This window comes from Halobaculum sp. MBLA0147 (assembly GCF_041361345.1).
GTDB lineage: Archaea > Halobacteriota > Halobacteria > Halobacteriales > Haloferacaceae > JAHENP01.
This window is the reverse complement of the sequence record NZ_JBGKAD010000001.1, coordinates 2,351,123-2,377,456: the sequence shown is the minus strand read 5'-3', so window position 1 is coordinate 2,377,456 and position 26,334 is coordinate 2,351,123. Positions and strand designations below refer to the sequence as shown.

The following is a 26,334-nucleotide window of genomic DNA, read 5'->3' as shown; positions in this document are numbered from 1 at the left end:
CCCCGTCACACACCCCCGACGGACTTTACACCGGGCGACGGTGTGGTGACGGTAGTGATCCGTGTCGGTCCCCCGCTGGCGCAGGTCGGCGGTGTCGGCCTCGCCGTCACCAGTCTCGTCCCGGCCGTCGTCCACCTCCGACGACTCGTGACGGCCGACGGCGCCGCCGCGGCCGTCGGTGGCGCCGTCCCGCTGGTCGTCACCCTCGCCGTCGCCGGCTACGGCCTCTCGTTGGCACGCCGCGACACCGGCGGCGAGCGGACGCGTGCGGCCGTCACCGGCGTCGTCGGCGGGACGGCACTCGCCGCGCTCGTCGCGGCGTGGCTGGCCGGCGGCGAGGTCGTCACCGTCCAGCCGGCGGTCTCGCTCCCCGTCGTGGCCACGCACGTACTCACCGCCGGGCTGGCCGTCGGTGGCCTGTTGGCGATCTCCGCGGAGCGTCGCCACCACAGCCGGCGGGCCGCGCGCAGTCTCTTCGACGCGCTCTCGAATCCGGCCGCACGGGTCCGCCGCGAGCCGGACGGCGGACGCACCGTCGTCGACGTGAACGAGGCGTTCCTGACGACCTTCGGGCCCGACCGTCCACACGTCGGGAGCCCACTGAGCGCCTGTCTCCGGCCGGCCGACGGGACGGACGACGTGTCTACCGTGTTGGAGGCGGAGGTCGCCGCACGCTCGCACCTCGCGTGTGGCGTCGCGGGCGGCGGCGACGGCGTCCGCGAGTTCCGCGTCTCGCGGGCGGCCATCGACGACGAGGAGGAGTACGTCGTGTTGGTGGACGTGACCGGCCAGAACCGTCGCGAGCGCCGACTGGCCGTGTTGAACCGCGTGTTGCGTCACGACCTCCGGACGGCCGTCAACGTGATCGACGGCCACGCCGCGACGCTGGCCGACACCGTCGTCGACGGAGACGGGACCGACGACCGTGACGGTGGTGGGGACGGGCGTCGCGCGGTCGCTGCGATCCGCGACCAGACGGCGGGGCTCCTCCGGCTGAGTCGCCGCGCCAGACAGTTGGAGGAGTTGCTCGACGACGAGACGACGCGGACCACGACGGACCTGCGTGCACTCGCCACGGAGCGGCTCGACGCGTTCGCCGCCGAGCATCCGGCTGTCACCGTCGAGCGGTCGCTCCCGGACGCGACGGTCCCGGTCGTCGACGACGGGCTGTTGGGTGCGGCCGTCGACGAGGTGTTGGCGAACGTCGCCGAGCACGCGACGGTCGACGGGACGGCGACGGCGCGGGTGTCGGTCACGCGGACGGCCGAGGCAGCGACACTGACCGTCGCCGACGACGGCCCGGGAATCCCGGACACGGAGACGGCGGTCGTCGACCGCGTCGTCGAGTCCGACCTCGACCACGCGAGTGGGTTGGGGCTGTGGTTCGTCACCTGGGTCGTGGTCGAACTCGGGGGCGACGTGACCGTCGACGAGGCCGTCCCCGACGAGAGTGAGCGGCGCAGTGTCGACACCGGCGAACACGCCGCGGACGGAGACGACAGAGACGACCTCGGGGGCACTACGGTCCGACTCCACCTCCCGCTGGCGAGCGGGGATGGATCGACCGCGAGCGTCGAAGAGCCAGCACGCGACGGCGTGAGCGTCGACGGGGTGACGACCGGGAGAGAGAGGAACGGCGAGAGTGGCGAGGGGACGGCCGACGGTGCCGACGGCGTCGCAGACGAGTCGGAACCGGTCGGACTCTGAACAGTTCCGGGTCCAGCGTGGAGCCGGTGTCTCCCCTCGCAGTCGACGGGCACGGACACGTCGGTCGTCTCGGGGTCCTCGAACGACGGCCCGTCGTCGTGGGTGTGGAACGACGCCGTCGGCGACGAGAGCCGAGACGGTCCGGAGGGTCGGTCGACTCACCGGCGTCACAGTACCGGAGCGCGACGCTCCGAGGGTCCGAGACGGGACCACGCCGTCACGACTACTCCGCGAACAGGTCGTCGACCGCGTCGCGGGCGGCGCGTGCCGCCTCGTCGGCGACGGTCTCGGCGGCGTGGTCGTCCTCGGGTGGGTTGACGTACACGTCCACGTCGAGGACGCCGTCCTCGAAGGTGACGGTCACGTCGAAGTCACGCAGTTCGGACTGTCTGTAGCGGTCGAGGATCAGCCCCTCGGCCGCCGCCGACGCGGTCTGGACGACCTCCTCGTCGGTCGGCTCCGGCGCGTCGTCCGCGTCGGCCGCCGCCGCGTCGTCCGCGTCGGTCGTCATCGGCTCAGGCTCCGCCGGCGCCGCCCGGGCCGCCGGGACCGCCCGGCATGCCGCCGCCAGCGCCGCCCTGCAGGAGCTGCTGGAGCTCCTCCTGGAGGTCCTCGAACTGCTCGCGGACCTGCGACTCCTTCGAGTCGAGCTGGTCGGCGCGGCGACCGAGTCGGTCGACCTTGTCTTCGAGGTCCGTCTCGGCCTCGTCGTAGTCGGCCTCCACGAGGAGTTCGCCGACCTCGCGGTACATCTGGGCGTCCTCGTCGATCTCGTCGAGCGCGTCCAGAGCCGTCTCGGCGTCCGACAGCGCGGACTCCGTGGTCTCCTTCTGCTCGGCGAGGTTCTGGGCCTGCTCTTGCAGGTCCTGCAGTTCCTCGATCTTCTCTTGTGCCTCGGGCGGCAGATTGCCCTGCATACCCGAGGCGACGGGCTTCGGGGTGAAAAAGGCGTTTATGCGGGGCTCGTGGGCCCCCGCGACTGCCGGTCGTCCGGCCTCAGGCGTTCGCGGAGGAGTCGACACCGCCCTCGCCGCCGATGAGGACGATCGTCCGTTCACACTCGCTACACCGCCACTTCGTCTTGGTGCCGAGGTGGAGTTCCATGCTCGCCGCCCGCCAGAACGTCGTCTCCTCGTCGCAGTCGGGACACTCGCGGGTCGTCTCGAGACTCATACCTTCGCGTGCGTCCGGCACGGATTTCAACACACCGATCCGTCGGCGAGCGAGGACGGTCGATACACACAGATCCGTCGGCGAGCGAGCACACTGCGACCGGCCGTCGACGACCGACGACGCGACACACGGGGGTCACACTCGCAACGACCGCGCTTATCCCGATCCGGCCCCCGAGTGTGTCGTAGAGATGCGTGTCGGGTTCCTCTGTAACCCCATCGCGGGGATGGGTGGCCGGGTCGGACTGAAGGGGACGGACGGGAAACTCGCCGAGGCCCGCGAGCGCGGCGCCGACCCCCGAGCCCCGGAGCGTGCCGTCCGCGCGCTGCGGGCGCTCGCCGACCGGGACGCCGACGTGGACCTGCTCGTGTGGGGCGGCCCGATGGGCGAGACGGCGGCCCGTGCCGCCGGACTCTCCCACGAGGTGCTCGGCGCTCCCGAGGCGTACGACCGCGAGACGGACGACGGCGGGGAGACGACGACCACGCTCGACCTCGACCCGGACAGGTTGGAGGCGACGGGGCCAGACGACACCCGCGCGGCGGCGCGAGCGTTCCACGAGGCCGGCGTCGACCTCGTGTTGTTCGTCGGGGGCGACGGGACCGCCGCCGACGTGGCGGCGGCACTCGACGGGACGGAGACGCCGATGTTGGGCGTCCCGGCGGGGGTGAAGGTGTACTCGGCGGTGTTCGCCGTCTCTCCGGAGGACGCCGCGGCCGTCGCGACGCAGTTCGACCGCACGGAGCGACGCGAGGTGACCGACATCGACGAGGACGAGTACCGGGAGGGCGCCGTCCACCCGGAACTGCAGGGGGTCGCGTTCGTCCCGGTGACGGACCGGCTCCAGTCGTCGAAACAGAGCGGCGGGGGCACCGTCGAGTCGCTGGCGGCCGGCGTCGCCGACGAGGCCCGCGACCACCCCGAGCGGACGTACGTGCTCGGACCCGGCTCCACGTTGGCGGCCGTGAAGGCGGAACTCGGCTTCGAGGGGTCCCCCATCGGCGTCGACGTGTGGCGCGACGGCGAGGTCCTCGCTCGCGACGCCGACGAGGCGACGCTGCTGGAGCTGTTGGACCCGGACGGAGACAACGAGATCGTCGTGACGCCCATCGGCGGCCAGGGGTTCGTGTTCGGCCGCGGGAACCCACAGCTCTCGCCGGCCGTGATCCGCCGCGCCGACGTGTCGATCGTCGCCTCGCGCGACAAACTCGACGACCTCCACGTACTCCACGTCGACACAGACGATCCCGAACTCGACGAGACGCTGGCCGGTTGGGTGAAGGTCCGCGTCGGCCGCTTCGAGACCCGGATGCTCAAGATCGTCTGAGGCGACGGCCACCGCCGAGTCGACGGGCACCACCGACTCGCCGACCACGAGACGTCAGTCACTCACCCAGCCCGTTCCCGAGAATGACACACACTCGAACGGACGGAACCAACCTAATACACCCTGGAAGTGTATTATTACGCGGAGCTAAGTTTAAGGACGGTGGTCCCTAGGGGGTGGGTATGGAGACGCGCAAGGTACAGCGGCTCGGGCCGTCGACGTTGGCGATGACGCTCCCGGCGGACTGGACGCACGAACACGACGTGGAGAAGGGGCAGGAGGTCTCCCTGCGGATGGGCGGGAAGGGGACACTGACGGTGCTCCCGGAGTCGGCGACGACGGAGGACACGGAGGCGACGCTGTTCGCCGACGAGTTGGACGCGGACGCGCTGGAGCGTGCCGTGTTGGCCCAGTACGTGCTCGGGCGGCGCGTCATCAACGTCGAGACGGACGAGGGGCCGCTCGGCTCGGCCCACATCAACGCCGTCTACCGCGCGGAGAGTCAGTTGATGGGACTGGGCGTGATCGAGGAGACGCCGGAGAGTATCGCCATCCGGTGTTCCGTCGACCCGGAGGACTTCACCCTCGACAACCTGCTGCGGCGGCTGGAGTCGACCGGCTCGACGATGCGCGGGGAGGCGGCGAAGGCGCTGGCCCACGAGAACCACGACCTCGCGCAACGGGCCCTGAACCGGGAGCGGCAGGCGAACAAGATCTTCGTCCTGCTGTTGCGGCTGATCTTCACCGCCTACCAGAACCCCAACCTCGCGCGTGCCGTCGGGTTGGAGTCCGGGTTCCCGCTGATCGGCTACCGCTCGGTGGCGAAGAACCTGGAGTTGATCGCCGACAACGCCGAGGACATCGCCGAGACGGTCGTCGACGCCGACGGGGAGTCGCTGGGCGTCGAGTCCTCGACGGTGCGGCGGATCAGAGAGTTCTCCGACCAGGTGGACGAACTCACGACGCTCGCGGTCGACTCCGTCGTCGAGCGCGACTACGCCCGGACCGTCGAGGTGCGGGAGCTGTTCGCGGAGTTGAAGGACCGCGAGGAGGAGATCCTCGCGGACCTCCCCGAGATGGACAACGAGGAACTGTTGCGGGTGCGCGAACTGCTCGTCAGTCTCCAGGAGACCGCCCAGTACGCGATGCGGATCGGCGAGATCGCCGCCAACCTCGCGTTGAACGAGGACAACGAGTACGTCTCCATCTCGTCGAGCGACGCCGACGCCGGTATCTGACCGGCGCGGTCACCGGTGGTTCACCGCAGTCACGGCGTCTTCGCTGCGGTGAGCGGGTTCCGACACACCAGTTCGCAGTCGAAACCGGGGTGTTCGGCGAGGTGACGCACCAACAGGTGCCGCCGCGAGCCGCTCACCTCGCCGGCCGCGTGGGCCGCGACGGCCGACGCGTCGAACCGCTCCGGGAGGCGTTCGTACAGTGCCGCCAGCGACGCGCGGTCGTCGAACACCTTCGCCGGCTCGTCCGCGCCGCGACGGAACACCGCGTACGTCCCGTCCGGGCGGTGTTCGCAGCCGGTCCGGAGGAACGTCCGCCGGCGGGCGACCGCCTCGCCCACGGCCGCCCGCAGCGCCGCCGCGTCCGCGCGGTCGAGTGTGACGGTCGCGTCGTCGACCGACACTACCACACCGTCGTCGACGCCCGAGACGGACAGCACCGGGTCGCCGTCGTCGGCACTCGACAGAGACAGTACCGGGTCGTCGACACCCGACGACGGCGTCGACGCCTCGTCCGTACTCGACCGAGACCTCGACGCCTCGTCCGTCTCCGAGGGGGACGCCTCACTCGCCGAGAACGCGATCAGGAGCGGAGGAACTCCGTTGCATGTCCTCTCCTGCGGCGGCATCCGACAAGAAAGTTCTCGACTCGTGAGACCGAGCCACACGCGAGACGTGGTCACTCGCTGGCGGCGACGGCGGCGATGACGGGGCCGGTCGTGATCGTCGTCGCGTTCGTCGCCGTCGCGTTCGTCGCCGTCGCGTTCGTCGCCGTCGCGTTCCGTGCGGTCACCGGCCCCGCCGTCAGGTCGGTCTCGATGGAGACGCCGTCGTCGGGGTCGTCACCCACCGACAGCGCCGGGTCGTCACAGCGGAGCGGCTCCCGACAGACCGAGACGATCGGCGACAGCGTCCGGAGGCGGTCGGCCTCGACGAGTGCCGGCAGGCGGACGCGGTAGCCGACCCCCGCGCCGGTGCCGTAGTCGACGAACACCGTCAGCCGGATCGACGCGCGGCCGTCCAGCGGCACCGTCGGCTCGTCCGCGGCAGTGACCGGCCCCTCCAGTCGCGCCGTCGCCGTCGGGCCCTCACCAGGCGGGTAGTCGCGCGTCTCGTCGTCGGGGTCGCCCGTGTCTCCCTCGTCACTTCCAGTGCCGTCACCACCCACCGTCGCGCCGTCCGCGGCGACGACGAGCGTGACCGTCCTCTCGGTGCCGGCCGCGTCGCCGCTCCCGTTTCCGGAGTCGGCGCCGCCTGCCGAACCCGTCGTGTCACCTGCAGCACTCGTCCCGCCGACGCCGTCGATCGTGTAGTACCCCTCGCCGTCGCCGGTACCGAGGCGGAGCGACGCCGTCGCCGCGTCGCGGGGGACGCCGATCGTGAGTCGGAGTCTGACCGCCTCGCCGTCGTGCCGCTCGACGGGGACGAGGTCGGCGTCGACGCGGGCGCCGGTCTGTGGACTCCAGGGACCACGCGAGACGTAGCGGTAGAGGTCGCGGTCGGGGTACGCCGACGCGACCGCGAACGGCCGCTCGTCCAACGCGTACACGGTCGGCCCGTCGAAGTCGGGATCGTTGCGCAACGGCTGGTACGGGTGGTTCAGCCAGTCGCCGAACGGCGTCGGCAGGAGGACGACCGCGTCTCGTGGCGGCGCCAACCCCGCCCGGCCGACGCGGTCGAACGGCGGCGGCGCACTCCCACCCGCTCGCGGGCCGGCTGCCGTCGGACGCTCGCCGCCGTCCGGCCGGAACGGCTCGTACGCCGAGCGGTACGTCTCCGTCGCGTTCGCGTTGCGGGCCACCGGGTCGGCCGCCGCGACCACGCCGCCGGCGACGACCGCGACGACGAGCACCACCGAGAGCCCGACTCGTGTGGGACGGCGCCCGGCGACGGCGCCGAGACGGCTCGCCGCGAGCCCGCGCCGGAGGCGGACGGCGCCGTCGGCCGCGAACACCGCCGTCGTGACGACGAGGTCGTAGTGGTAGTACGGCCCCAGCGACGCGATCAGCCCGTCGCCCGGCTCGGCGAGTGCGCCCAACACGTTGAGGTTCCCCCAGAAGGCGACGTTGCCGACGACGACCGACACCAGCGTCGCCGCCAGCGCGACGCGGTGCCAGCGGCAGCGTGCCACGGCGTCGTGGAGCCGACGGTCGCGTGCCACCGCGTCGCTACCGCGTGCCACCGCGTCGCTACCGCGTGCCACCGCGTCGCCACCGCGCTCGTGGCGCGCGAGCCACACCCGCCGTGCGAGCGCCACGAGTCCGATCGCCGCCAACAGCGTGCCGACGACGCCACCGGACACCCACCGTCCGAACAGCGCGGCGACGACGCGGGCGTTGGCGCGGACGGCGAGTTCCGGGGTGTACTCCCGCGAGTAGCCGAGGATCTCGCGTGTGCCGAAGCCGATCCCGTCGGCCGGCGCGAACGCCTGGTACGGAAAGACGAGCGGCGAACCGGTGACGACGGCGTTGTACCCCAGCGTGACCGCGACACCGACCAGTCCGAACGCCGCCGTGAGCGACTGGCGCGTCAGTGTCGGGCGGTGGAGTCCGAACAGTCGCGGGTCGTCCGGATGGGAACGTGTCGCGCGGCGGCGGAGCGTGACGACCGCGTGGACCACGAACGGCGCCGCGAAGAGGACCGCCGTGTACGGCCGCGAGAAGAACGCGACCCCGACACAGATCCCGGCGACCGCCGCCCACCCACGCGAGGAGAGCCACCCGTCGGCTGCGGTCGTCGTGTCGTCGCCGCTCCCGACGCCGTCGGCCCGGAGGTACGCGTACACGAACCCGAGGTTCCAGACGGTCGTCGGCGCGTACGGGAGGAAGACGCCGCTGTGGACGACGAACAGCGGCGAGACGAGCAACAGGCCAGCGGCGAGCAGCCCGCGTCGACGGTCGAACAGTCGTGCCGCGATCCCGTAGGTCAGGAGCGTCGTCGCGGCGGTGACGGCGACCAGCGCGATCCGTGGCGAGCCGACCAGTGCGCCGAGCGCGAACGTCGCCGCGGGCACCGGGGCGTACTTCGGGTACAGCGACCCGTCCGGCCGCTCGACGAAGAACCACGGGCGGAACACCTCCGCGACCGGCGGCCGGACGGCGAGTCGGCCGTCGAGCAGCATCGCCGCCTGTTGGAGGTACACCCCCTCGTCGTGGTTGATCGAGTGGAACGGGAACAGCCGGACCGTGACGACCGTCGCCAACACCGCCGCCGCGAGCACGATCAGTCCGGCGAGGAGTCGTGCGCGTCGCGGATCGAGGCCGGGCTCTGCGGTCGTCGGCGGGGCGTCGGTGTCCGGCGGCGTATCTGTGTCCGGTGTCGACGCGCCGGTGTCCGGCGGCGACGTGTCTGCGTCGGACCGCGACGCGGCCGTCGCCGAGGAGGCGTCACCTGCGTCGGTCATCTCACTCGGAGGGGTACCACGCCAGCGTGTGGTCCGCGACGAGGTCCACCCGGACACGCCGGTCGAGTCCGAACTCGCTGGCGTGGTTGTGTTCACACCTGACCACGTCGCCGCTGTCCAACGCCACCTCGTAGACGAACGACGGCCCGGTGTACTCCCGGCCGACGACCGTCCCGTCGCCGCGGTGGGACTCGCCGTCACCGAGTGACTCGCCGTCGCGGGTGCCCCCGTCGCCCTGGGCAGACTCGCCGTCGCTGGTGAGTCCGTCGTCTGCGCCGTCGACACTCTCACCCGCGTCGTCGATCGGGACGGCACGGAGGTCGTCCGGGCGGACCAACACGTCCACCGCGGCGCCGTCGTAGTCGTCGGTCAGCCCCTGGAGCATGTCGGCGGTGAACGTCCCGAGACCGGTCTCGACGCGCCCGTCCGCGAACGTGCCCGAGAGGAAACTCGCCTGCCCGATGAACTCCGCGACGAACCGCGACTCGGGGTGTTCGAACACCGCCTCCGGCCGGTCCACTTGCTCGACGTGCCCGTTGCTCACGACCGCGACGCGGTCCGAGATGGACAACGCCTCCTCCTGGTCGTGGGTGACGGAGACCGCCGTGACGCCCGCCGCCTTCAAGATCCGTCGCACCTCCTCGCGCATCCGCGTGCGGAGTCGCACGTCGAGGTTCGAGAACGGCTCGTCGAGCAACAACACGTCCGGCTCCGGCGCCAGCGACCGCGCGAGTGCCACCCGCTGGCGCTGCCCCCCGGAGAGGTCTTCGGGTGTGCGGTCGCCGTAGTCGGCCAACCCGACCAACTCCAACAGTTCCGCGACGCGGGCCTCCCGTTCGGCCGCCGGCCAGTCGTCGATCCCGAAGCCGACGTTCTCCGCGACGGAGAGGTGCGGGAACAACGCGAACTCCTGGAACACCATCCCCACGTCGCGCTCCTCGGGTGGCACCACGTCCGTCGCCGGCTCGTCCGTCGCCGGGTCCGCCTCGGCGACCGTCTCGCCCGCGACGCGGACGGTACCCCCCGTCGGCCGGTCCAACCCCGCGATCAGGCGCAGCGTGGTCGTCTTCCCACAGCCGGACGGCCCGAGGAGGGTGAGCAGTTCCCCCTCGCGGACGGTGAGATCGACCGACTCGACGGCCAACTCCGAGCCGTACGCGCGTTCGACACCCGACAGCTCCAACACCGGGTCGGCGTCCGCGTACGGATCTCTCCCCGCCCCGCGTGCGGGGCGGTCGTGGCCGTCGACGGCCGCGCCGAGCGCAGTCGTCCGTGTCTCGACGCCGTCTGCGTCCGTCTCCGTCCCCGTCTCGGCGTCGTTCCCGTCCGTCTCCGTCTCGGCGTCGTCTCCGTCCGTCTCTGCCGTTCGTGTGTCGTCTGTCACGTGTGTCCACCTCCGAGACCGTCTCGTCTCACTCCGTGTCCTCCCCGCGGAGGATCACCAGCATCGACACGCTGGAGATCACCACCAGCGCCAACGCCGGCACCGCCGCCCGCCCGTAGTAGCCCGCCTCCTGGACGCGCCAGATGTAGGTGACGAGCGTCGTGAACCCCGTCGGGTGGAGGATCAGCGTCGCCGGCAGTTCCTTCATCGTCGTCAGGAACACCAACGCCGCACCGGCGACCAGGCCGGGCGTGATCAACGGCAGCGTCACGCGCCGGAACGCCGTCCGCGGGCGCGCCCCGAGAGTCCGCGCCGCCCCGACCAACGACCGGTCGACGCCGAGGACGGACGAGCGCGTCGCGCCGACGGCCTGCGGCAGGAACCGCACGACGTACGCGAACACCAACAACGGGAGCGTCTGGTAGAGCCCGGGAGCGTACCGCGTCCCGAAGAACACCAGCGCGAGGCCGAGCACGACCCCCGGGACGGCGTAGCCGACGTACGTCGACCGCTCGGCGAGCCACGCCAGCCGCGAGTTCGACCGCCCGGAGACGTACGCCACCGGCAACGCCGCCAGCGTCGTCACCAGCGCCGCCGCCGCCGAGACGACGACGCTGTTGAGCCCGAACGACCACTCGAAGGCCAACCCGCCGGCCGCGTACCCCGGGCCGGACCGGAACAGCCACACCCCGAGGATGCCGACCGGCAGCGCCAGCGTCACCGCGACCACCGCCGCGAGCAGCAGCGTCGCCGGGACGGCCCACCACCCCAACTCGACGACCGTGTCCGTCGAGGAGCGGGCACCGTACCCGTCCGCCTCGCCCGGCCCGATCCGCGACTCCAGAGCGAGGATCACCGCCGTCACGCCCAGCAGTTGCAGCGACAACAGCGTCGCGTGGTTCCGCGAGAACGTGTTGAGTTCGACGAAGATCACCCGCGTGAACGTGTCGAAGTGCATGATCGCGGGTGTCCCGAAGTCCGACAGCGTGTACAACGCGACCAGCAACGCCCCGGCGGTGACGCCGGGGGCGATCTGCGGGAGCACGACCCGTCGGAAGGCGTCCCGGTAGCCCGCGTCCAGCGTCCGCGCCGCCTCCAGTTGCGCGGTGTCGAACGACAACAGCGACGCCCGCGTGGTGAGGAACACGTACGGGTAGACGAACGCCGTCAGTACCAACACCGCTCCGCCGAACCCGTAGATCGTCGGGATCTCGACGCCCAGCGGTGCGAGGAGACCCGATAGTGCGCCTCGCGGGCCGAACGCCGACACGAACGCGAACGCGCCGACGTAGCTCGGGATCACCAACGGCAACGCGACCGCGACCGTCCAGAACCGCCCGAACGGGAGGTCCGTCTGGACCGTCACCACCGCCAACGGCACACCCAGCAGGACGCTCGCGACCGTGACGGCCGCGACTAAGGCGACACTGTTGAGCAGGACCGACAGCGTGTTCCCCGCGAAGACCAGTTCGATCGCCTCGTCGACGCCAACCTCGGCGGCACGCAGGACGAGCCAGGCGATCGGCGAGAGGACGGCCGTCGCGACCGCGGCGGCCAACAGGCCGACCGCGACCGACGGCTCCTCGTCCTCGCCGGTCGCCAGCAGGGCGCGCAGTCGTGTCCGGAGTCGGACCGACCCCGACGCCCCCGACTCCCCGCGTGCCCCCGCCATCAGAGGACGCCCACCTCCCGCATCAGATCCAGCGTGGGCTCCAAGTTCGACAGCTTGTCGAGTTCCAACTCCGGCGGTTCGAGTTCACCCACACTCGGCAGCCCGCCGACCGGCGGGACACCCTCGACCGTCGGGTAGCCGAACGTCCGCGTGGCGAAGAACTCCTGGGCCTCCGCCGACAGCAGGTGCCGGACGAACGTCTCCGCGAGCTCCGTGTTGTCCGACGGCTCGAGCAACGCCGCACCGGCGACGTTGATGAGCGCACCCGCGTCGCCACGCGTGAACGCCAGATCCAGCGGCGCGTCCGGACGGGCACTGCGGACCCGCAACGCGTAGTAGTGGTTCGCGAAGCCGGCGCCGATCTCCCCGTCGGCCACCGCGTTCGAGGTGACGAACTCGTCGGGGTACTCCGTCGCCGCACCCATCATCGACTCCAGCCAACTCCGCGTGGCGGACTCACCCTCGAGCACCCGCATCGCGGTGACGAACGCCTGGAACGCCCCGTAGGTGGGCGCCCAGCCGAACCCGTTGGCGACGGCCGGCGAGTCCGGGAAGTCCATCACGGACTCGGGGATGTCGTCGGACGACAGCTGGTTCGTGTTGTACGGTACGGCACGCGCCCGGCCGGCGGTGCCGACCCACTGGTCGTTCGGGTGGAACGCCTCCGGGACACCCTCCAGCGCCTCGCCCGAGAGGTCCGCCGTCAGCCCCTCGTCGGCGACGACGGACAGCGAGCCGGCGTCGACCGACCAGAACAGGTCGGCGGGCGTGTTCTCGCCCTCCGTCAGGAGTTTGTTCGCCTGCTCGGCGGTACCGCCCTCGTTCGGGACGGCCGTGAAGTCGTCGTAGATCCGCTCGAACAGCGCCATCAGGTCGCGGTAGAGGCCACCCTCTCCGCCGCCGAGGTACACCGTCAGTTCCCCCGACAGGTCCGGGAGGTCCGCGATGCGTGGCGCGGTGATCTCCGGTCGCGACTCCACCAACGGCCCGGAGCCGCGGAAGTCCGAGAACGAGACCGTCCCGCTCGCGGCGTTGCTGCCCGAGGTGTCGCTGCCGACTAGTCCGTTACACCCGGCGAGTCCGGTGGCCGCCGCGACGCCAGCCGTCGCGAGGAACCGCCGCCGCGTCGACCCGTCGTCTCCGTCCATACCCGATTTAGGTACGCCTAAGCGGTTTAGTCTCTGTGATCCGTCCCGCTCCGTGGGAGTCGTCTCCGTACCACCGTCGGTCGATCCGCCGGCGGCCTCGGTCGTCCGTGTGCGCTGCGTCTCGTCCGTGTCGTCCGTCGTGTCGCGTGTGTCGTCCGTCATAGTGTGTGTCGTGGTGTCGTCGGGTCGTGGCTCGGTACGGCGTGGTCGCGTCGTGGATCGGTACCGGGTCGCCCGGTTCGGCGAGCGTCGACTCCGCTCGTCTGGCGTCGGTGCTCCTCAGTCGTCCGTCGCCGCCGGCTCGTCGGCGGTCGGCGTCGCCCCGTCGTCGGCCGTGTCGGTGGTCGGTGCGGGGGCGTCTCGGGCGTGGACCGGGCCGACGGGTGCGTCCCCGTCGAGAGCGGCGAGACAGTCCAGCCAGTCGCGCATGTACTCGCCACAGTAGACGAGGAACTCCCCGTTCTCCCAGTCGTCGAACGATCCCTCGGCGAGCGCGTCGGCCATCGCCTCGGAGGCGGCGCGGTACGCGCCGACGGTGTCGTCGGGGACCGTCTCCGGCTCCGCCGCGTCCAGCACCTCCCAGACGTGTTCGTTCAACTCCAGCCCGGGCACCTCGTTCGTCAGGTCGCCGAACGTCGACCGCGGCGCCTTGTTGTGCTCACACAGCGGCCGGCCGTTGTAGATCCGCTTGCCCAACAGGTCCGCCGCCCGCTTCAGGAACAGCCCCGACCAGATGTCGTCGAACCGGCCCACGTCCCACGGGTTCTCGTCCATCGGCAGCTGGTAGAACGCCGGGACGACCTCCCGCCGGAACGCGAGGTTCATCGAACACACCGTGAGGTAGTTCCCGCGCGCGGCCAGGAAGTCCTCGCCGTAGTCGTCCGTCGTCGTCCGCGTCTGGGCCTGCCCCTGCAGGTCCCCGTCCATCAGGATGCGGACGGCGTCCAAGTCCGGGACGTTCGTCCACAGCCCCTGGGAGGCGACCACGTCGCCCCGCGAGACGGTCGCGGTGTCGTACTCGACGCTCTCGTCCATCGCCGCGTACGGGTAACCGCGGGGGTAGAGGTCGTGTTCCTCCTCGTTGTGGTGGAGGACGTTCACCCACGACTCGTCGGAGGCGACCGTCTCCATCTCACCGGAGAACTCCAGGTTCTCCATGTGACGGCCGAAGAAGTCCGCCTCCTCGTGGGGGAGCGTGTCGTCGTCCAGGAACATCCCCAACTGGAACCCCTCGTCCCAGAGGTACAACAGCCCGAAGGAGGTCTGGGCGTGACTGGCCGCCGGGATCAGGTGGTCGTACGCCGAGAGGCCGCGCTCGGCGAACCACGCCTCGCGGGCGCTCCCGTCGAAGACGCGTCCCGTGACCCCTAACTCGTCCAGCATCGTCCGCATCCCCTCGGTGTCACAGAAGTCCTCGGTGACGAGGACGAAGTGGAGTCTGTCCGTGTCGAACCCGTTCTCGCGAGCGTTCTCGACGTACGCCCGGACACACTCCCACTCGCGGATCGTCGGCACGATCACGCAGATCTCGGCGTCCCCGGTCGCACGCACCGCACGCGGCGTCGCGTCTGTCATCACCCACCCATTGTTTAGGCAGGCCTAAAGTGGCTGTCGATCCGGGACGAGTGGCGGCGAGCGTCCGTGTGGCAGGGAATCACGGGGGTCGAACGGACGGCACGCGGCCGAGTCGAGTTGCTCGGAGCCAATCGCCGAAGACGGAAGTACGCTGGGTTCGGCGACGGAGTGTCCTCCCGAGACGGGTGGCGTCGACCGTCTCAGACGAGTGCGACGAGCGCGTCGGCGACGGTGCCGACGGCGGTCTCCCAGACGGAGAACCCGGTCGTGATCGCGAGTACCGTGTCGACGCCGAAGAACGCGAACACGGCGGCCCCGAGGTAGTGGGCCACGCGGAGGTCGAACGCGTGCGAGAAGCGGTGGAAGAAGAACGCGTTCGCGAGGCTGACGGGGACGATCACCAGCATCTCGCCGACCCAGATGGCCGGCGTCGCGCCGTACTGGACGGCCAGTCCGATGGTGACCAACTGTGTCTTGTCGCCGAACTCGCCGGCCGCCATCATCGTGAAGATCGAGAGGAACTGCCCGACGCGGCCGCCGACGCTCCGCCCGAGGACCTCGAACTCGTCGGCGACGGCCGGTGTCGCGTTCGCGACGCCGCCGTCGGTCGCGGCCGCGTCGATCCCCTCCTCGTCGGCGGCCGGCGCAGACCGCACGAGCAACACCGCGAACAGCAGGAACAGCCCGGCGGTGATCGTGTCGAGAACGACTCCCGGGAGCGCCTGCTGGACCGCCTGTCCGAACATGATCTCGACGGCCGTCCACCCGGCGAACGCGGTGCCTGCCGCCCCGACGACGAGGTACGGGTGGTACCGCGTCGACAGTCCGGCGACGATGAACTGGACCTTCTCGCCCGGGAGGACGGTGAGCTGTGCGATCGCCGCGATCACGAGGATCTCTAGGAAGCCCGCCACCGCGACACCTCCTGCGTGTGAGTCGTGGTCATCGTACCAGAGGATTAGACGCGTCTAACTTGTGGCCTGTGGTCGGTGTCGACCGAGCCGTATCCCCGGCGGGATTCGGCACGAGAGTTCACACCGACACCGGGAGAGTGGCGACGACATGCAGTGCTTCCGGAGAGATGCACACCGAGACGGACGGCATCAGGTGATCGCTTCGATCAACTCGAATCCGTCCTCGTACACGACACGGTTCGAGAATCCGTGAGCCGACAGCGCCGTCACTGCTCCTTCACCCGCGTCCCGATCGGTCGTGACCACTCGGACGGAGGAGACACCGCGCCGTTCAAGACAGTGGACGGCCACACCGGCCAGTGCCGTGTCGGCTTTCTCGATCTCGTCTTCCGCTCGGTTCGACGACTCTGCGACGAACGAACGAACGCTGTCCATCACCGATGCGACCGTCCCGTTCGTGTAGTCGGGCTCGTCCGCGACGCGGACCCACCCTGCTTCGACCGCACGTTCGATCGGAACGTCCTGGGGTGTACTCCCGTCCGGGGCGCCGCCGAGTTCGTCGTACACCCGTCGTGGGACCAGCAACCGCATCTCACGGGACACCGCGAGTCGACGTAGTGCGGCGTACTTGTCGTTCCCCTCGCGCCCGCAGGCGACGAACACACCCGTGTCGACTATCCACACCTCGCCGTCGTCAGACCACTCTGGTGGCGTCGACATACGACGTTACGAGTCCACCGGTGGATCGGTCCGCGCGTCTCGAATCTCCTCGACGTACGGGTCGTACGGACGCATCTCGTCGACGACGTCCGCGAGCGCCTGGAGGACGGCGATCCCGAAGGCGACCTGCACGTCGAGTTCGCGAGCCGCGACACGTTCGGACAGTTCGCCGGCCGCGTAAGGCACTGCGTACGTCAGCGCCGCGGCGAGTCTCCCGCGTCCGTGTCTGTCGACGAGCAGATCCAGATCACGGTCGTGTTCGGACCGAGCGACGGCGGCGATCAGTGTCGGCGTGATGGTGTACTGGTCTCCGTCCACGTCCGTCGTCAGGTGGATCGGTGTCGCGGTGAACCGGTGTGTCTTCTCCGACGCGTCGCGCGTGACGACACCCAAGTCGGCGAGTGTCCCCGTGTCGGCGTACGCAGTCGTGCGCGCGATGCCGAGGCTGTCGACGACGTCGTCGACCGTCACTGGTCCCTCACGGAGGACGAACGTGTACACCCGCGCGAGCCGTGGCTCCTCGAGCAGTCGCGCGACGGACAGGAACCCGTCCATCGCACGCTCCGGGTCGCCGGCTGTGGTTGCCATACGATTCACGATTCGTGTATCACGAAATGAGTGTTGGGGTCGTCTCACTTCGCTCGTCGTTGGCCACCACAGAGACGGCTCTCGACACCGACGTGAGGCGCTACTCGTCCGTCTCGTGTCGGTCTCTCGACTCGAAGCGGCGGTCCACGAACCGCACGACACCGCACGAACAGATGGGCCCTGCCGGATTCGAACCACGGTCACGCCGCTCACTCCGTTCGCTCCGTTCCCTGCTTCGAATCCGGCACCCGCACGACACCGCACGAACAGATGGGCCCTGCCGGATTCGAACCACGGTCACGCCGCTCACTCCGTTCGCTCCGTTCCCTGCTTCGAATCCGGCACCCGCACGACACCGCACGAACAGATGGGCCCTGCCGGATTCGAACCACGGTCACGCCGCTCACTCCGTTCGCTCCGTTCCCTGCTTCGAATCCGGCACCCGCACGACACCGCACGAACAGATGGGCCCTGCCGGATTCGAACCAGCGACCGCCCGGTGACCCACGGCCGCCGTGGCCGACGACCGGTATGAGCCGGGTGCTATATCCAGACTAAGCTAAGGGCCCGTACACGCCAGATTCCCGCGCGGAACTACTTTAACGTGCCGTATCCACCCGACGGCGCGGCGAGTGCGGGGACGACTCCAGCGGTAGACCAGACGACACGGCGACGGCTCGACGGGGAGTGAGTCGAGAGGAAGGCGCCGAAGCCAGGACTCGAACCTGGGACCACCTCGTTAACAGCGAGGCGCTCTACCAGCTGAGCTACTTCGGCACGTCGCACTCCACGGTACCGCAGGTCGACTCAAGTGGCTTTCGTTTCCGAGCGACGCGGGCGGGCTCGGCCGCTCGGACGCGACCGCGACGACGCACCGCCGAGCCGGGACGACGACGACACGTGACGACAGAACCGGCCCGATGCGACGGCGACAAGCGACGACGCCACACCGCCGCCTCGCCACACCCCGGATCGAAAGCGTCGTGACGCGGGCCGGCGAAACGACGCGTATGACAGAGTCGGACGGCGACGAGGACTCGCTCGCGGCGACACTGGCGACCGTCCGCGAGCGGACGACACCCGACGCGGCGGAACGCGACCGGCTGGCCGCCGTCGCAGACGAACTCCGGAGTCGCGCCCGCGAGGCGATCGCCGCGTTGCCGGCACCGGCGAGCGACGCCGACGTGTTGCAGGTCGGCTCGACCGCCCGCGGCACCTGGCTCCCCGGCGACCGCGACGTGGACCTGTTCGTCCGGTTTCCGACCACACTGGACCGCGAGGAACTGGAGCGGTACGGGCTCGAGGTCGGGCACGCCGTGCTCCCGGAGGGCCGCGAGGAGTTCGCGGAACACCCGTACGTGAAGGGGACGTACGACGGGTTCGACGTGGACCTGGTGCCGTGTTTCGACGTGGCCGACGCGACCGCGATCCGATCGGCCGTCGACCGCACGCCGTTCCACACCGCCTACCTCGACGAGCACCTCGACGAGTCGCTGGCCGCGGACGTGCGCGTCGTCAAACAGTTCCTGACGGCGACCGGCGCGTACGGGAGCGACCTCCGGACCCGTGGGTTCTCCGGCTACCTCACCGAACTGCTCGTGCTCGAACACGGCGGCGCGCGGCCGCTGTTGGCGGCTGCGGCCGAGTCGTGGCAGCCGCCGGTGCGGTTCGACCCCGCAGACCACGGGACGACGACGTTCGACGACCCGCTCGTCGTCGTCGACCCGACCGATCCGGAGCGGAACGTCGCCGCCGTCTGTGCCGCCGAGAACGTCGCGCGGCTCCAGCACCACGCGCGAGCACTGCTGGCCGATCCAGACCCGGAGCGGTTCGAGGTTCCCGAGCGGTCGCCGCTGGACGCCGACGCGGTGCGGGAGCACGTCCGACGACGCGGGACGGAGCCGGTCGCACTCGCCGTCGACGTGCCCGCCGGCGGCGACGGGGAGCCGCTGGTCGACGACCAACTGTACCCCCAACTCCGGCGGTCGCTAGACGGGTTGGCGGGGACACTCGAAGATCACGGGTTCGCGGTGCTGCGGTCGAGGACGTTCGCCGCCCCGGCGGACGACGAGAGTGGTGTCGGAGCCGGTGGAGGTGTGAGTGACGGAGAGACGAACGACCGCCCCGCGTCGGCGACGAGCAGGCGGGCGGTGCTCCTGTTCGAACTCGCACACGCCGAGCTCCCGGCCGTCGAGCGCCACGAGGGCCCGCCCGTCCACGTGCCGGGCCACGCGGCGGGGTTCTACGAGAAGTACGCCGAGACGGACGCCTACGGGCCGTTCCTCGACGGCGACCGCTACGTGGTCGAACGCGAGCGGGCCGTCCGGGACGCGGCGGCGTTCCTCCGGAGCGGCGCGTTCGGCGAGGTCGCGCTCGGCGCGGGCGTCGAGCGAGCCCTCGGCGGGGAGTACACCGTCTACACGGGCGAGGATCTGGCGGCACTGGCAGACGCCTTCGGCGACGAGTTGCGGCGGTACTTCGACCCGCAAGTGTAGGTGTCGGCGGTCGTCCCCCGGCGTCACTGGGTGACTCGTCGCCGTCTCCGGCGTCGCCGGGTGACTCGTCGCCGTCTCGTCCACTCGCCGGTCGTCTCCGTGCACCGTCGACCGTGGCCAACCTCTCCCGACCGGTCGCTTTAGGTTGCCGGGCGGAGTGGTGTCCGACGATGATCCTCTCGGACACGGACATCCTCGCTCGACTGGGCGAGGGTGACCTCGTGATCGAGCCGCTGGCGGACGTCGACCAGCAGGTCCAACCCGCCAGTGTCGACCTCAGACTCGGCTCGGAGTTCCTGGAGTTCCGGCGCACCAACATCCCCTGTATCCACCCGAACGAGGCCAGCGAAGTCGACGAGTACGTCCGCGAGACCCACGTCGCCGACGGCGAGGAGTTCGTCCTCCACCCCGGCGACTTCGTGCTCGGGACGACCCGCGAACGCGTCGCCATCCCCGACGATCTCGTCGCCCACGTCGAGGGTCGCTCGTCGCTCGGCCGTCTCGCCATCGTCGTCCACGCGACCGCCGGGTTGGCCGATCCCGGCTACGAGGGCCAGATCACCCTCGAGTTGTCGAACCTCGGCAACGCACCCGTCGCCCTGACCCCCGGGATGCGGATCTCGCAGCTCACCTTCACCGAACTCACCTCCCCGGCCGACCGGCCGTACGGCGCCGAACGCGGCTCGAAGTACCAGGGCCAGGACGGCCCACAGGCGTCGCGGATCGGCGACGATCCGGAGTTCGACGACGCTGGAGAGGAGGGTGCCGGCAGCGACGGCGACACTGCCGCGGGCGACGCCACTACCGCGGCGACGAGGGGAGGTGACGACGCGTGAAGTTCGTCGAGGAGGTCGTCGTCGAGGAGTTCCTCCCGACCGTGCGGTCGATGTTGGCCGAGGAGTTGCGCGACCGCGGGTTCACACAGCGCGAGGTCGCGGAGGCACTGGGAATCAGCCAGTCGGCCGTCTCGAAGTACGCCCACGGCGAGGTGAGTCGGACGGAGGCGATCCTCTCGGACGACCGCGTGCGGGCGACCGTCCAAGAGGTCGCGGAGGGACTCGCCTCGGGCGAGACGAGTCGCGTGGCGGCTCTGATCGAGTTGGAGGTGTTGATCCGCGAACTGGAACGGGGCGACCTGTTGGCGGACAGACACGAGGCGGCGATGCCGGAGTTGGCGGAGACGGAGTACGACTTCGCCGTCCACGACCCGGACAGCGAGGCGCGCGACCGCGAGCGGACGCTGTCGTCCGTCCGTCGCGGGTTGCGTGGGGTGCGGAACACCTCCGGGTTCGCGACGCTGATCCCGAACGTCGGCTCGAATCTCGTCGAGGCGGTGCCCGACGCCGCGACCGTCGAGGACGTGGCCGCCGTTCCCGGACGGATCTTCGACGTGAAGGGGCAGGCGAAGGTACCTGCCGACCCGGAGTACGGCGTCAGTGCACACGTCGCCGGGGTGCTCCTCGCGGCGCGCGACGCCGGGCTCGACGTGCGGGCGGCGCTGAACCTCGCGTACAGTCCCGCGACGGTCGACGCGCTCGCGGACGCCGGCTACCCCGTCGCCGAGTTCGACGCCGAGGGTGGCTCCGAGGCCGCCGCGGCGGCGCTGTCGCGTGTCGTCGGCGACACGGGCAAGGGCGACGACGGAGTGGACACCGACGAGACGGACGGCGTGAGACGGGACGCCGACGGGGCGGGCGGCGTGGAGCGAGACGCCGTCGTCGCCTACCAGTCGGGCGCACAGGGGATCGAACCGATCGTCTACGTGCTCGGGCCGGACGCGCCGACGGTCGTCCGGGTCGCACGCGAGGCGTTGTAGCGGGTGGTGTCGGTGGCGACCGACGCGGCGGCGTTCTACTCCGCGTTCGCTCGGGTGTACGACCTCCTCGCCCGTGCCCCCGGCGTGGACCACGTGCGCCGCCGGGTGGCGACGGCGTTGGACCCGGCGGTCGGCGACACCGTCCTCGACTTGGGCTGTGGCACCGGTGGGAACCACCCGGCACTCCGGCGCGAGATCGGCCCGACTGGGACGTACGTCGGTGTCGACGTGGCCCCCGGCGTCCTCGAGATCGCCCGCAGGCGGGAGGATGGGTCACGGACGGCGTTCCTGCGTGGCAACGCCGCGCGGCCGCCGGTGCCGGACGGTGGGGTCGACGCGGTCTGTGCGACGTTCCTCGTCGGGATGCTCGCGGAGCCGGCCGCCGCGGTCCGGTCGTGGGCGCGAACGGTGGGGCCCGGCGGACGGCTCGCGGTCGCGAACCTCTCGCGGACCGCCCGGACACCGTGGTGGCTGGGGAACCCCGCGTTCCGGCTCGCCGTCCGACTCGGGTCGCCGGGGCGACCGGCGGCCGGCGAGCCGTCGGCCGTCGAGCGACTGGAGCGGCGCGTCGACACCGCGCACACGGCGGTGCGGCGGCTGTGCGAGCCGGCTGCGACCGAGCAGTTCGCGCTCGGATTCGGCCGCCTCACCGTCGGCACCGTCCGACCGGCGGACGAGTGGCCGTCTGCGTCGCGCGACACCGCCGATCACCCCGAGTGACGAGCGGGACTGGTGGCTTCGACGTGACACCGGCGCTCGCCCGCAGCGCGTGCGAGCACACCGCCCGATCGACGGGCCGTTGGACGCGTCGTCGCGAGGCCGAATCCGGAGACTCGCGCTCGTGCGCGCGCGACGGAGACCGCCGAAATCACCCGGCGTGGCGTCTGACACGAGTCAGACGAGAGGGGAAAGGTCATTAGTCTCCGTCGACAACGGCAGCCTATAAATGGACTCGATCGTGGAGGACGCAATCGACGAGGCCGAGGGGGAGGGAGCCCCCGAGGACGCCCGCGACACCCCCGCCGAGGGAGCCGGTGGGGGCGGTCGGCCGACGGGTGAGATGACCGACGACGAACTGCAGGACGTGTTACAGGAGCTGCAGACGAACATCACGGTCGTCGGCTGTGGGGGTGCCGGCGGCAACACCGTCGATCGGATGGCCGAGGAGGGGATCCACGGGGCGAACCTCGTCGCCGCCAACACGGACGTCCAGCACCTCGTCAACATCGAGGCGGACACGAAGATCCTGATGGGCAAAGAGAAGACGCAGGGCCGTGGTGCGGGCTCGCTGCCGCAGGTGGGCGAGGAGGCCGCCATCGAGTCCCAAGAGGAGATCCACGACTCGATCAGCGGCTCGGACATGGTGTTCGTCACCGCCGGACTCGGCGGCGGCACCGGCACCGGCTCCGCGCCGGTCGTCGCGAAGGCGGCCCGCGAGATCGGGGCGTTGACCATCGCCATCGTCACCACGCCGTTCACCGCGGAGGGTGAGGTGCGCCGGACGAACGCCGAGGCCGGACTCGAACGGCTCCGGGACGTTGCCGACACGGTGATCGTCGTCCCGAACGACCGACTGTTGGACGCGGTCGGGAAACTCCCCGTCCGGCAGGCGTTCAAGGTGTCCGACGAGGTGTTGATGCGCTCGGTGAAGGGGATCACGGAGCTGATCACCAAGCCCGGGCTCGTCAACCTCGACTTCGCGGACGTGCGCACCGTGATGGAGAAGGGTGGCGTCGCGATGATCGGACTCGGCGAGGCGGAGTCCGACAGCAAGGCCAGCGAGTCGGTGCAGTCGGCGCTGCGCTCGCCGCTGTTGGACGTGGACATCTCCGGGGCCAACTCCGCGCTGGTGAACGTCACCGGCGGCTCGGACATGTCCATCGAGGAGGCCGAGGGCGTCGTCGAGGAGATCTACGACCGGATCGACCCGGACGCCCGGATCATCTGGGGCACCTCCATCGACGAGGAGCTGGAGGGCCAGATGCGGACGATGATCGTCGTCACCGGCGTCGAGTCGCCACAGATCTACGGCCGCAACGAGTCCGCACAGGAACAGGCCGAGGAACGCGTCCGCGACATCGACTACGTGGAGTAGTCCGGCGTCCTCTCCCTCGGCGACTCGGTGGTGGCTGGGTCGCCGTCTCTCGTCGTTCTGTCTCCGGCCCGTGAGTTTGTGGTGTGTCGCCGTAGGTACTCGCGAGTGGAGGGACTCGCAGTCGGCGACATCGAGAGAGTGAGACCGGCCGGGGTGAGTACCCGTCCAGTGAGTGACGCTCCGCGGGTGGGACGACCCTAGACGTACGCCTCGCCGCCGTCCCAGCCGGCGTACTCGAGCAGTTCTCCCGTGCGGTCGGCGTCGGCGAGGAACACCTCGTTGCGTCCCGGCACCTCGAACTTCATGTCCTCCGGGATCGTCTCCTGGGGGACCGCCAGCGTCCCCGAGGGCAACTCGTCGTCGCCGACGACCGGGAAGTGCCGCGTGCCGAGCTTCATTACGAGCGGTGTGTCGAGTCGCGTGAGACCCGACTCGTCGCCGAACAACTGCTCGTTGACACGCTCGTGGTCCGCTCGTCGGATGGCGGCCGTCTCCGTCTCCCTGGGTTGGACGTACAGTTCACCCAGGTAGTAGCCGCTCGAGAATTGCTCGAACATCGTTGCACCACACCGCAACCGGCGTGGCGTGTTAAACCTTACCACGAATTTTTATCACGTCGTGCAATCAGTGGGTGGGTTCGCCACTGGCGTTCTCACGCGTGAGAGTCAGGAGAGAGCGGGGGTCAGTCGTCGGCCAACACGTCGGTGTACTCGCCGACGATCTGGACGAGGGAGTCGGGGTCGGCGAACTCGGCGGCGTCGGCCTCCATCTCGTCGGCGGTCTCGGTCTCCAGCGCCTCGCGCATCGCCGCGCCGTCGGGGAACCGGAGGCGAGCGATCCCGTCGTACGGCGAGCGGGCGGGGTCCGACGGGAACGTCACGTCGTACCCGACGAGGTTCGGGAGTCGCTCGACGATGGGTGCGTGTTCCGCGTGGTAGTACTCGCGCAGTTCGTCGGTCGTCAGGTCGTCTCGCTTCTCGAAGGCGACGACGAGTTCCTGCATCGGATCCTCCTGTGTCCGGAGTGGACTTAGTTCGGGCGACTGGCAGTCACGGCTCGTCGACACCGATGCTCTCTAGCACTTCGTCGAGTGACACGTCGTCCCCCCCGGGCTCGAGATCGAGTCCTTCGTCCGTCTCACCGAACAGTGTCGTCTCCGTCCCGTCCGAGGGCGGATCGATTGGGGGGCCAAAGCGTACCATATTTCAGTTTGGTCGCCAATCGGTTATAATGTCTTCGCGGACACGGCGCTCTTCGGCGCGGATATTCGCAATCTCGTTCTCTAGCTCGGTCCGTTCGTGTTGGTCGAACGGTGACACACCGCTCTGGTTTACTGCGACGAGATCGGACCGACTACCGACCCCCTGTCGTTCCTCTGCTTGATCCTTCGCCTCCAGCACGGTGAATACTCCCTCCCGGTACCCACACGTGTGGTCGTATCGGCGTCGGATGAACGTCAGCCGTGCAGAGCCACTACCGGAGCCGACGACGGCGTAGCCGACGTTGGTGAACTCGTCGTAGTCGTTCCCACTGACGATGTATATTCGACCACCAGATTGGTCGACACCCGCGACGAGGATCTGTGCTTGAGTACTGAGTCTCTCGACCGCCTGTTTGACCTCTGTCTTCAGCCGTTGTTCGAGACTCTGGGGGACCGAGACGTTCGGGTCACGCAAGTCGTCCAGTTCGTACCCGTACGGACCGACGATTTGGTTCTCGATCGACTCTTGGACACGGTCTTCGTACGCTCGTCTGAGGAACCGCCGGACGGCTGGAACTGTCGTAGGGGGCTCCGCTGCGGCTTCGACGAGGCGATCATACCGACCGAGGATCTCGTCGACGTACGTACTGCTCCCTGCACCGACGGCGACGACCGAGCAGTCGTCCCCGGAGTTCAGAACCTGGATTTTGCTCTCGGTGTCTTCGAATTCGATTCCACCTTGTGTCCCGACAGTGACCATCCGATCGGAGGCAACGACGACCGTGTCGTCACCCTCGGATCGACAGATGGCGGCGATTCCGACGGTCACGGCTGGTAGCTATATAGACTAGTATTGTATACGTGTCGGTTCCCAGTCGGATCACCGTCACTACTCCGACAGTCTCAGGTCGGGTCCACACGAGTATACACCCGTGACCCAGTTCCACCGGTTCGGCCTCGGCACGTACGAACTCGAGGGCGAACAGTGTACCGAGAGCGTCGCGACGGCACTCGACGCCGGCTACCGGCACGTCGACACCGCACAGGGGTACGACAACGAGCGCGAGGTAGCCGCCGGGATCGAGCGGTCGAGCGTCGCCCGCGAGGACGTGTTCCTCGCGACGAAGCTGTCGACGGAGCACCTCGGGTACGAGGCCGCCGTCGAGACCGCCCGGGCGTCGGCCGACCGGCTCGGCGTCGACACGATCGACCTCCTGTACGTCCACTGGCCCATCGACAGCTACGACGCGCCGGAGACGTGTCGCGCGTTGAACGACCTCCACGCGGAGGGGCTGATCGACCACGTCGGCCTGTCGAACTTCCGACCGGACCAACTCGACACCGCGCACGCCCACCTCGACGTGCCGATCTTCGCCCACCAGGTGGAGTGTCACCCGTTGCTCCCGCAGGCGGACCTGCGCGAGTACGCCCGCGAGGACGACCACTGGCTGGTCGCGTACTCGCCGATCGCCCGCAACCGCGTGGCGGAGGTGCCGGAGATCGTCGCCGTGGCAGACGAACACGACGCCACACCCGCACAGGTCGCGTTGGCGTGGCTCCTCTCGAAGGAGTGCGTCGCCGCGATCCCGAAGGCGACGAGCGAGACACACGTCCGCGAGAACCTCGCCGCGACGGAACTGTCGCTGCCTGCGGAGACGCTCGCGCGGGTCGACGCGATCGAGGAGCGCGAGCGGATCGTCGACTTCGAGCGCGCCCCGTGGAACGCGGTCGCGGACGACTGAGCGTCGCCGACGTGGAACGTGGTCCCAGACGACCGAGCGTCGCCGACGTGGAACGTGGTCCCAGACGACCGAGCGTCGCCGACGTGGAACGCGGTCCCAGACGACCGAACCCGCCCGAGAGGGACCGGGAACGGGCGGG

At 70.0% G+C, this 26,334-nt stretch carries 25 protein-coding genes and 2 tRNA genes; 9 read left to right on the top strand and 18 right to left on the bottom strand.

Features of this window, described 5'->3' with window-relative positions; genetic code table 11:
• The first annotated feature begins 54 nt into the window (after nucleotides 1-54).
• Entirely contained in the window at nucleotides 55-1,707 is a 1,653-nt protein-coding gene (locus RYH80_RS11400; RefSeq protein WP_370903995.1) for an ATP-binding protein, read from the top strand.
• Nucleotides 1,708-1,930: 223 nt separating this feature from the next.
• Here RYH80_RS11400 and RYH80_RS11395 read toward each other — a convergent pair whose 3' ends face one another.
• The 3 genes from RYH80_RS11395 to RYH80_RS11385 form a co-directional block, all read right to left on the bottom strand.
• On the bottom strand, nucleotides 1,931-2,218 hold the full coding sequence (locus RYH80_RS11395) for a DUF3194 domain-containing protein (RefSeq protein WP_370903994.1): 288 nt from the start codon (nucleotides 2,216-2,218) through the stop codon (nucleotides 1,931-1,933).
• A gap of 4 nt (nucleotides 2,219-2,222) precedes the next feature.
• The gene (locus RYH80_RS11390; RefSeq protein WP_370903993.1) at nucleotides 2,223-2,624 is read right to left on the bottom strand and encodes a prefoldin subunit beta; all 402 of its coding nucleotides are present in this window, start codon (nucleotides 2,622-2,624) and stop codon (nucleotides 2,223-2,225) included.
• Between the two features lie 79 nt (nucleotides 2,625-2,703).
• Nucleotides 2,704-2,880: a DUF7838 family putative zinc beta-ribbon protein gene (locus tag RYH80_RS11385; RefSeq protein WP_370903992.1), complete on the bottom strand. Its 177-nt coding sequence runs from the start codon at nucleotides 2,878-2,880 to the stop codon at nucleotides 2,704-2,706.
• Between the two features lie 190 nt (nucleotides 2,881-3,070).
• Between RYH80_RS11385 and RYH80_RS11380 the strand changes: the two genes are divergently transcribed.
• Together RYH80_RS11380 and RYH80_RS11375 are read left to right on the top strand one after the other, a co-directional pair.
• Complete coding sequence (locus tag RYH80_RS11380; protein ID WP_370903991.1) at nucleotides 3,071-4,207, top strand: ATP-NAD kinase family protein; 1,137 nt, start codon at nucleotides 3,071-3,073, stop codon at nucleotides 4,205-4,207.
• Nucleotides 4,208-4,389: 182 nt separating this feature from the next.
• A complete protein-coding gene (locus RYH80_RS11375) occupies nucleotides 4,390-5,445 on the top strand; it encodes a PhoU domain-containing protein (RefSeq protein ID WP_370903990.1) in 1,056 nt (351 codons plus the stop codon).
• A gap of 29 nt (nucleotides 5,446-5,474) precedes the next feature.
• On the opposite strand, the gene RYH80_RS11370 is transcribed toward RYH80_RS11375, so the two are convergent.
• The 11 genes from RYH80_RS11370 to RYH80_RS11320 all read right to left on the bottom strand — a co-directional run bounded on the left by RYH80_RS11370 (nucleotide 5,475) and on the right by RYH80_RS11320 (nucleotide 17,623).
• Complete coding sequence (locus tag RYH80_RS11370; RefSeq protein WP_370903989.1) at nucleotides 5,475-6,071, bottom strand: DUF7528 family protein; 597 nt, start codon at nucleotides 6,069-6,071, stop codon at nucleotides 5,475-5,477.
• 50 nt (nucleotides 6,072-6,121) lie between these two features.
• The gene (locus tag RYH80_RS11365) at nucleotides 6,122-8,845 is read right to left on the bottom strand and encodes an ArnT family glycosyltransferase (protein WP_370903988.1); all 2,724 of its coding nucleotides are present in this window, start codon (nucleotides 8,843-8,845) and stop codon (nucleotides 6,122-6,124) included.
• A 1-nt stretch (nucleotide 8,846) separates the two neighbouring features.
• A complete protein-coding gene (locus tag RYH80_RS11360; RefSeq protein WP_370903987.1) occupies nucleotides 8,847-10,229 on the bottom strand; it encodes an ABC transporter ATP-binding protein in 1,383 nt (460 codons plus the stop codon).
• Nucleotides 10,230-10,257: 28 nt separating this feature from the next.
• A complete protein-coding gene (locus RYH80_RS11355) occupies nucleotides 10,258-11,901 on the bottom strand; it encodes an ABC transporter permease (RefSeq protein WP_370903986.1) in 1,644 nt (547 codons plus the stop codon).
• Complete coding sequence (locus RYH80_RS11350) at nucleotides 11,901-13,049, bottom strand: extracellular solute-binding protein (protein ID WP_370903985.1); 1,149 nt, start codon at nucleotides 13,047-13,049, stop codon at nucleotides 11,901-11,903. Before RYH80_RS11350 ends, RYH80_RS11355 begins: the two co-directional genes overlap by 1 nt.
• A 279-nt stretch (nucleotides 13,050-13,328) precedes the next feature.
• A complete protein-coding gene (locus RYH80_RS11345) occupies nucleotides 13,329-14,624 on the bottom strand; it encodes an alpha-1 4-glucan-protein synthase (protein ID WP_370903984.1) in 1,296 nt (431 codons plus the stop codon).
• Nucleotides 14,625-14,824: 200 nt separating this feature from the next.
• Entirely contained in the window at nucleotides 14,825-15,538 is a 714-nt protein-coding gene (locus RYH80_RS11340) for a TMEM165/GDT1 family protein (protein WP_370903983.1), read from the bottom strand.
• Nucleotides 15,539-15,727: 189 nt separating this feature from the next.
• A complete protein-coding gene (locus RYH80_RS11335; RefSeq protein ID WP_370903982.1) occupies nucleotides 15,728-16,258 on the bottom strand; it encodes a PIN domain-containing protein in 531 nt (176 codons plus the stop codon).
• A gap of 6 nt (nucleotides 16,259-16,264) precedes the next feature.
• Nucleotides 16,265-16,846: a DUF7437 domain-containing protein gene (locus RYH80_RS11330; protein ID WP_370903981.1), complete on the bottom strand. Its 582-nt coding sequence runs from the start codon at nucleotides 16,844-16,846 to the stop codon at nucleotides 16,265-16,267.
• Between the two features lie 465 nt (nucleotides 16,847-17,311).
• Nucleotides 17,312-17,415: transfer RNA gene (locus tag RYH80_RS11325), tRNA-Ile, on the bottom strand.
• Between the two features lie 135 nt (nucleotides 17,416-17,550).
• Nucleotides 17,551-17,623: transfer RNA gene (locus tag RYH80_RS11320), tRNA-Asn, on the bottom strand.
• Nucleotides 17,624-17,856: 233 nt separating this feature from the next.
• Between RYH80_RS11320 and cca the strand changes: the two genes are divergently transcribed.
• The 5 genes from cca (at nucleotide 17,857) to ftsZ (ending at nucleotide 23,252) form a co-directional block, all read left to right on the top strand.
• A complete protein-coding gene (gene cca, locus RYH80_RS11315; protein WP_370903980.1) occupies nucleotides 17,857-19,341 on the top strand; it encodes a CCA tRNA nucleotidyltransferase in 1,485 nt (494 codons plus the stop codon).
• Nucleotides 19,342-19,511: 170 nt separating this feature from the next.
• Nucleotides 19,512-20,177: a dCTP deaminase gene (gene dcd / locus RYH80_RS11310; RefSeq protein WP_370903979.1), complete on the top strand. Its 666-nt coding sequence runs from the start codon at nucleotides 19,512-19,514 to the stop codon at nucleotides 20,175-20,177.
• Nucleotides 20,174-21,157, top strand: a complete 984-nt coding sequence (locus RYH80_RS11305; RefSeq protein ID WP_370903978.1) for a thiamine-phosphate synthase family protein — start codon at nucleotides 20,174-20,176, stop codon at nucleotides 21,155-21,157. Before dcd ends, RYH80_RS11305 begins: the two co-directional genes overlap by 4 nt.
• Nucleotides 21,158-21,169: 12 nt before the next feature.
• Nucleotides 21,170-21,877: a class I SAM-dependent methyltransferase gene (locus tag RYH80_RS11300; protein ID WP_370903977.1), complete on the top strand. Its 708-nt coding sequence runs from the start codon at nucleotides 21,170-21,172 to the stop codon at nucleotides 21,875-21,877.
• 226 nt (nucleotides 21,878-22,103) lie between these two features.
• Complete coding sequence (gene ftsZ, locus RYH80_RS11295; protein WP_370903975.1) at nucleotides 22,104-23,252, top strand: cell division protein FtsZ; 1,149 nt, start codon at nucleotides 22,104-22,106, stop codon at nucleotides 23,250-23,252.
• Between the two features lie 197 nt (nucleotides 23,253-23,449).
• Here ftsZ and RYH80_RS11290 read toward each other — a convergent pair whose 3' ends face one another.
• The 4 genes from RYH80_RS11290 to RYH80_RS11275 all read right to left on the bottom strand — a co-directional run bounded on the left by RYH80_RS11290 (nucleotide 23,450) and on the right by RYH80_RS11275 (nucleotide 25,282).
• Complete coding sequence (locus tag RYH80_RS11290; protein ID WP_370903974.1) at nucleotides 23,450-23,809, bottom strand: DUF5802 family protein; 360 nt, start codon at nucleotides 23,807-23,809, stop codon at nucleotides 23,450-23,452.
• Between the two features lie 125 nt (nucleotides 23,810-23,934).
• On the bottom strand, nucleotides 23,935-24,255 hold the full coding sequence (locus RYH80_RS11285; RefSeq protein ID WP_370903973.1) for an EthD family reductase: 321 nt from the start codon (nucleotides 24,253-24,255) through the stop codon (nucleotides 23,935-23,937).
• Between the two features lie 46 nt (nucleotides 24,256-24,301).
• Nucleotides 24,302-24,454 (bottom strand): hypothetical protein, encoded by a 153-nt coding sequence (locus tag RYH80_RS11280; RefSeq protein WP_370903972.1) that lies wholly within the window; start codon nucleotides 24,452-24,454, stop codon nucleotides 24,302-24,304.
• Nucleotides 24,455-24,457: 3 nt separating this feature from the next.
• A complete protein-coding gene (locus RYH80_RS11275; protein ID WP_370903971.1) occupies nucleotides 24,458-25,282 on the bottom strand; it encodes an Ntn hydrolase family protein in 825 nt (274 codons plus the stop codon).
• A gap of 103 nt (nucleotides 25,283-25,385) precedes the next feature.
• Here RYH80_RS11275 and RYH80_RS11270 point away from each other — a divergent pair, with 103 nt between their 5' ends.
• Nucleotides 25,386-26,195, top strand: coding sequence for an aldo/keto reductase (locus tag RYH80_RS11270; RefSeq protein ID WP_370903970.1), 810 nt, complete (start codon nucleotides 25,386-25,388; stop codon nucleotides 26,193-26,195).
• Nucleotides 26,196-26,334: the final 139 nt, after the last annotated feature.

Excerpts from the sequence above, each read along its gene's own strand:
- RYH80_RS11395 (WP_370903994.1), bottom strand. The coding sequence starts at position 2,218 with ATGACGACCGACGCGGACGACGCGGCGGCGGCCGACGCGGACGACGCG.
- RYH80_RS11390 (WP_370903993.1), bottom strand. The coding sequence starts at position 2,624 with ATGCAGGGCAATCTGCCGCCCGAGGCACAAGAGAAGATCGAGGAACTG.
- RYH80_RS11385 (WP_370903992.1), bottom strand. The coding sequence starts at position 2,880 with ATGAGTCTCGAGACGACCCGCGAGTGTCCCGACTGCGACGAGGAGACG.
- RYH80_RS11380 (WP_370903991.1), top strand. The coding sequence starts at position 3,071 with ATGCGTGTCGGGTTCCTCTGTAACCCCATCGCGGGGATGGGTGGCCGG.
- RYH80_RS11375 (WP_370903990.1), top strand. The coding sequence starts at position 4,390 with ATGGAGACGCGCAAGGTACAGCGGCTCGGGCCGTCGACGTTGGCGATG.
- RYH80_RS11370 (WP_370903989.1), bottom strand. The coding sequence starts at position 6,071 with ATGCCGCCGCAGGAGAGGACATGCAACGGAGTTCCTCCGCTCCTGATC.
- RYH80_RS11365 (WP_370903988.1), bottom strand. The coding sequence starts at position 8,845 with ATGACCGACGCAGGTGACGCCTCCTCGGCGACGGCCGCGTCGCGGTCC.
- RYH80_RS11355 (WP_370903986.1), bottom strand. The coding sequence starts at position 11,901 with ATGGCGGGGGCACGCGGGGAGTCGGGGGCGTCGGGGTCGGTCCGACTC.
- RYH80_RS11350 (WP_370903985.1), bottom strand. The coding sequence starts at position 13,049 with ATGGACGGAGACGACGGGTCGACGCGGCGGCGGTTCCTCGCGACGGCT.
- RYH80_RS11345 (WP_370903984.1), bottom strand. The coding sequence starts at position 14,624 with ATGACAGACGCGACGCCGCGTGCGGTGCGTGCGACCGGGGACGCCGAG.
- RYH80_RS11335 (WP_370903982.1), bottom strand. The coding sequence starts at position 16,258 with ATGTCGACGCCACCAGAGTGGTCTGACGACGGCGAGGTGTGGATAGTC.
- RYH80_RS11330 (WP_370903981.1), bottom strand. The coding sequence starts at position 16,846 with ATGGCAACCACAGCCGGCGACCCGGAGCGTGCGATGGACGGGTTCCTG.
- cca (WP_370903980.1), top strand. The coding sequence starts at position 17,857 with ATGACAGAGTCGGACGGCGACGAGGACTCGCTCGCGGCGACACTGGCG.
- dcd (WP_370903979.1), top strand. The coding sequence starts at position 19,512 with ATGATCCTCTCGGACACGGACATCCTCGCTCGACTGGGCGAGGGTGAC.
- ftsZ (WP_370903975.1), top strand. The coding sequence starts at position 22,104 with ATGGACTCGATCGTGGAGGACGCAATCGACGAGGCCGAGGGGGAGGGA.
- RYH80_RS11290 (WP_370903974.1), bottom strand. The coding sequence starts at position 23,809 with ATGTTCGAGCAATTCTCGAGCGGCTACTACCTGGGTGAACTGTACGTC.
- RYH80_RS11285 (WP_370903973.1), bottom strand. The coding sequence starts at position 24,255 with ATGCAGGAACTCGTCGTCGCCTTCGAGAAGCGAGACGACCTGACGACC.
- RYH80_RS11280 (WP_370903972.1), bottom strand. The coding sequence starts at position 24,454 with ATGGTACGCTTTGGCCCCCCAATCGATCCGCCCTCGGACGGGACGGAG.